The sequence below is a fragment of the Bradyrhizobium sp. 132 genome (assembly GCF_023074185.1).
Lineage (GTDB): Bacteria > Pseudomonadota > Alphaproteobacteria > Rhizobiales > Xanthobacteraceae > Bradyrhizobium.
In genome coordinates, this window is sequence record NZ_JADPKY010000135.1 from 1 (window position 1) to 4780 (window position 4780).

The following is a 4780-nucleotide window of genomic DNA, read 5'->3' on the forward strand; positions in this document are numbered from 1 at the left end:
TGGCTTCGACCAACGCGCCATCACCACCGAAGTCTACGTGCAGGCGCGCGAGGTCCTGGTCTTGTTCGAGGGGCTGCTCAATGCCGCACAAACCAAACGCATGCTGCTCCTCCGCGAGATCAGAAATCAGCGCTGGATTGGCGCAACAAGGTCAAGAGCAAACGGCGCGCAAGTATCTCAATGAGGACCAGAGTTAAGATGAAAGTACGCTAAGATAGGCCCGGAGCTATCAGCAGCCCTTGTGGCCCTATGCGATCTTCGCTCGTTTTCTGTCTGTCCATGCACCCAATGCCTATTACATTCCGCAAGGAGAGGAGGATTTGCTCTGGACTAAGGCAGGCTCGGTTCGCTCGAGCAACTCAGATGCGACCACGAATAGACCCGTCCTGCGGTGGAGCGTTGACGGCGCGCGACCATCAACAACTCCGGAGGTTCCTGCACGGCAATCCATTGCAGTCATCCCAAAGGAAGTGGGGTTCATGCCCCCTTCCCGCCGATCATGGTCCACAGCCGACTATGACTCGTTATTTGCACCGGATCCACTGAGGATCCAGTGATAAGGGACCCGCGACCACGGCTTGGGCGTGAGATTGTCGAGGACGAGATCACCGCTCTGGGTGCGCACCAGAAGCACCAGGTGATGTTCTCCGGAAATGACGACCCCCTCACTGAATAACAGGGCGCGCGCTGGCCAGCCGCGCTGAAGCAACTCATCACGCTTGCTCACCGCATAGTCGTTGCAATCGCCGCGCCCGGGGTTGATAGTCCACTCCTATCCTGCAAGCCCGAGTTCATAGCGCTCTGGAGCAATGGCGAGGTGATGGCTCGATTGACCTCTTTCAGAATCGACTACCGTTCCTGCGTCAGCTGAATTCGGAATGGGCGCCGCGCGCGACATTCAGCTTCGCTGCGGAGACCAAACATGGTGCACGTGTGATCGCGCAATCAGTGAATCCGAGCCTCGCGTAAGGGGATCGGCCGATCAGGACCGCAAACAATTCATACTATTTAACTCAAATGCATTTAACTTGCAATTTCAAATAACATAAATTAATTTCCATTGTGCAGACAACGGAGAGCTCGACCGGCTCCAGATAAATTGGCTAGGCAGCGCATTGGCGTCGCTTTCATCGGAATGACATCCGCGGCGGCGCGCCATGGGCCAGCCCGGGATCTCGCTCCTCATAATGAAGGCGCATTGCAACATGAGATCTTATTATTGTTTTGATTTAGCGCCATCTGACCCTTTCCTGAATGCGCGCTTGCTGCCAAAGGACCGAAACTAGTATGCCGGAAGAGTTTCTTATTATTCTGGGGGCTGAAGCCGCCCTGCTTGCTTTCACCGCGGCAATGACTTTGCACGCCAAGCGATTGGGTGTGTTGAGCGGAATGCGCTTCGAGCGGCCCGCCGTTTCTACCGCTGGCAACAGACGTCCGACGCGACCGGTCCGCGCCCAGGCTTGGAATGTGCCGCGGTGGGCGAGGACTTGGTCACGGACTCTGCAAGAATTCGGGGCAGCATCGCCAGGATCGCCCCATCGGGGTCTCATTCTGATCGGAGGTCCACGGCCAAGCTTTCGAACAAGGGCGCAAAGCTTGTCGAGCCTCGTGGCTAGTTCTCGCCGACTTGATGGCCCCGGTCTCCCCCGCCCCGGGCACCTCGCGCATATGCAGGGCGCAGGTCCCTGGCCCCGGGCCAGCCCCGAGTGCTCATGCACTACAAGGGCTGTCGCTGTGTCCGGCGAAGGCTAAGCGCGCTCGTTTGCGCACCCGCCTGATTGTACAGCTTCCGATCTTGCGCCTTGATGAAGACCTCGACCCGCATGCGCATCGACCGAATGGTTCGTCGGGTCGGCCGTCTCTCAGGTGACTTCGTTAGCTACTCAATGAAGAAAGGCTCGCCTTTCAGCCGTTCCCAATCGGCAACTCGAGATTTCCCCCACCGCGGATATGGCTTGCATAGACACTCACCGCGATCGCGATATACTCAGAGAATTGTACGCGACCGGCGAGGCCCACTGGCTGCATATGAGATCGTTATGAATCCCATTTTAGAAGAAGATCTTCACTACATACTGAGCAAACTTTCACCGTCGAACAAAAATTCCTTCCGGGATGGCACGATACTCATCACCGGCTGCGCGGGCTTTTTGGGTTTTAGCTTCATGCAGTTTTTTTCCGAGCACGCCTCAGCATTGGAGATTCGTAAAATCATCGGGCTTGATACATTTCTTCTTACAAAGCCTACATGGATTTCGGAACTCGCCACCCGGCATGCGGGCTTGGTCGACATTCACCAGTTCGACGTTTCCAAAGACGATCTTTCAAGCATTGATGGAAGCGCTCAGGCGACCCATGTGATTCATGGCGCATCCATTGCTTCCCCGATTTTTTATCGAAGATTCCCTATCGTAACCTTAGATGCGAATATTTGGGGCCTAAGGCGGCTACTCGATTTTTATACATCGAAGCAATGCCGGGGCTTTTTGTTTTTCTCAAGTAGCGAAATTTACGGCGACCCCGACGCGGCCAACATTCCCACGGCCGAAGAATACCGTGGCAACGTTTCCTGCATTGGCCCGCGCGCCTGCTATGACGAATCCAAGCGGTTTGGCGAAACCATGTGCAGCCTGTTTTCCAAAGAGTATGGAATTCCGATCACTGTCGCAAGACCATTCAACAATTACGGACCGGGAATGAGAATCGATGATCGGCGCGTTCCCGCGGATTTCGCAAAGTGCGTAATCGAAAACAAAGACATCGAAATTCTGTCCTCTGGTTCGCCTACGCGCACATTCTGCTATGTCGCTGATGCGCTCGCGGGCTACTTAAAGTGTCTCACCTACGGCGAGTTCGACTACTTCAATATCGGCATTGAAAGGCCAGAGATTTCGGTTCGAGAACTTGCATCGCTCTATCAGGAGGCCGGCTCCCGCTTCCGTGGCTACACGGGAGAGGTCGTTTTGGGTCAATCCCCTGACAAAGAATATCTGACCCACAATCCGAATAGACGCTGCCCCATCATCGAAAAGGCTAGGACGAAACTAGGGTACAATCCCGAAATCGACGTAAAGACCGGAGTCGAGAGATTCGTTCAGTTTCTCCTGCACGAGAAGGAGAAGGGAGACCTAGCGTGAAGCTGTCAGTAATCGGAACAGGCTATGTCGGGCTGGTGAGCGGCGTTTGTTTTGCCTCCAAAGGCCACGACGTCGTTTGTGTCGACGTGAACGAAGAGAAAGTCCGTTTGATCAATAGTAAGATTCCGCCCATTCATGAGGAAGGCCTTCCAGAACTTCTTCGCACCGTCATCGACGAAAGAAGATTCCGCGCGACCTCTAATCTGAATGAGGCCTTGGATTTTTGCGAGGCCGTGATCGTGGCCGTCGGAACTCCGACGACCGACGGAAAACTCGACCTCACCTATCTGGTTCAAGCAATACGTCAAATCGGCGCGTATTTGAAGTCGACGAACAAGTTTTTAAGCGTGATCATCAAAAGCACAGTGCTTCCGACCACGACCGATGTTGCCGTTCGCGAAGCGATTACGGAAGCGTCTGGCAGAAAGATTTCGCAATTTGGACTTGGAATGAATCCTGAATTTCTGCGCGAGGGAAAAGCCATCTCCGACTTCAATTTCCCTGATCGCATTGTTCTTGGGTTCGACGACTCCCAAACTCGTGAGGTTCTCTCGAAGATTTACGAGCCCTGGAACGTCGACAAGGTGTATGTCAACACCCGAACAGCGGAGATGATCAAGTACGCGAACAACTGCTTACTGGCGCTCCAAGTTTCAGCGGCGAACGAACTGGCGAATTTTGCGGCCAAGCTCGGTGGCATCGATTTTATGGATGTTTTTAGAGGCGTCACTCTCGACAAGCGATGGAATCCAATTCGAACCGATGGATCTCGTACAGATCCCGAAATTTTGACTTATTTGGTGCCTGGGCCCGGCTTTGGCGGCAGTTGTTTCCCGAAGGACGTTCAGGCGATCCGCACGCAAGGACAAAACAATGGCCTTCCCATGGAGATATTGGAAGGCGTCTTGAGTGTGAATGCGAAGCAGCCCGAACAGGTTACAAAAATCCTTGGAGCTCACTTTGGAAATCTAGAGAGCAAAAACATCCTGCTACTGGGACTTGCGTTCAAGCCGGAAACCGACGACGTTCGTGAATCGGCCTCGATCCGCATTTCGGAAGAATTGCTTGCACAAAAGACCAATCTGGTTGCGCACGATCCAATTGCGACGGAAAACTTCATCAAGTTCTCGGGCGTTCAAACCTCCGCAATCCGATTCACCAAGAATTGGAAAGCGGAAATTGCGCACGCGGACGCAATCGTGGTGGCTACGCGTTGGGCAGAATACAAAGCTCTTCCTGGCCTCAAGGTTGCCGGCAAAGTCGTGTTCGATACGCGACGGCTTCTTTCCCCAAAAGATTTCCCAAGCTCCACTTACCTTTCGATTGGCCGAAGAGTCTAGCTGCGGCAGCCAGAACCTGAAGCTTTTCTTCAGTATCTCTGAGCTGCACCCGGTTCCGAAGACACCAAGTTAGGTGTTTTATGGAGCAGGAGGTGCGTCATGGAGAGAAGGCAGTTTACGCGGGAGTTCAAGCTTGAGGCCGTGCGGCTGATCAAGCAGCGCGGCGTGTCGTATGCGCAGGCGTCCAAAGACCTTGGTATTCATCTGACCTGCCTCCGAAGTTTCATCCAGTGGCGATTAGAGCCTCAGCGGATGTTACGCCGTTTGGCGCGGGGTGAGCAACGTGCGATCGGCGGAGCTGGT

4 protein-coding genes and 1 pseudogene are annotated in these 4780 nt (G+C 54.1%); 4 read left to right on the top strand and 1 reads right to left on the bottom strand.

Annotated elements, in window-relative coordinates:
* Positions 1–184, top strand: a pseudogene (locus tag IVA74_RS30565) (hypothetical protein); the annotation flags it as partial.
* A 330-nt stretch (positions 185–514) separates the two neighbouring features.
* Here the strand turns inward: IVA74_RS30565 and IVA74_RS30570 are convergent.
* The gene (locus tag IVA74_RS30570; protein ID WP_247350444.1) at positions 515–727 is read right to left on the bottom strand and encodes a transglutaminase-like cysteine peptidase; all 213 of its coding nucleotides are present in this window, start codon (positions 725–727) and stop codon (positions 515–517) included.
* 1312 nt (positions 728–2039) lie between these two features.
* Between IVA74_RS30570 and IVA74_RS30575 the strand changes: the two genes are divergently transcribed.
* From IVA74_RS30575 to IVA74_RS30585, 3 genes are all read left to right on the top strand, one after another.
* On the top strand, positions 2040–3137 hold the full coding sequence (locus IVA74_RS30575) for an NAD-dependent epimerase/dehydratase family protein (protein ID WP_247350446.1): 1098 nt from the start codon (positions 2040–2042) through the stop codon (positions 3135–3137).
* The gene (locus IVA74_RS30580; RefSeq protein WP_247350448.1) at positions 3134–4477 is read left to right on the top strand and encodes a UDP-glucose/GDP-mannose dehydrogenase family protein; all 1344 of its coding nucleotides are present in this window, start codon (positions 3134–3136) and stop codon (positions 4475–4477) included. Before IVA74_RS30575 ends, IVA74_RS30580 begins: the two co-directional genes overlap by 4 nt.
* Positions 4478–4576: 99 nt before the next feature.
* A partial coding sequence (locus IVA74_RS30585) for a transposase (protein WP_247350450.1) occupies positions 4577–4780 on the top strand: 204 nt, incomplete at its 3' end.

Excerpts from the sequence above, each read along its gene's own strand:
- IVA74_RS30575 (WP_247350446.1), top strand. The coding sequence starts at position 2,040 with ATGAATCCCATTTTAGAAGAAGATCTTCACTACATACTGAGCAAACTT.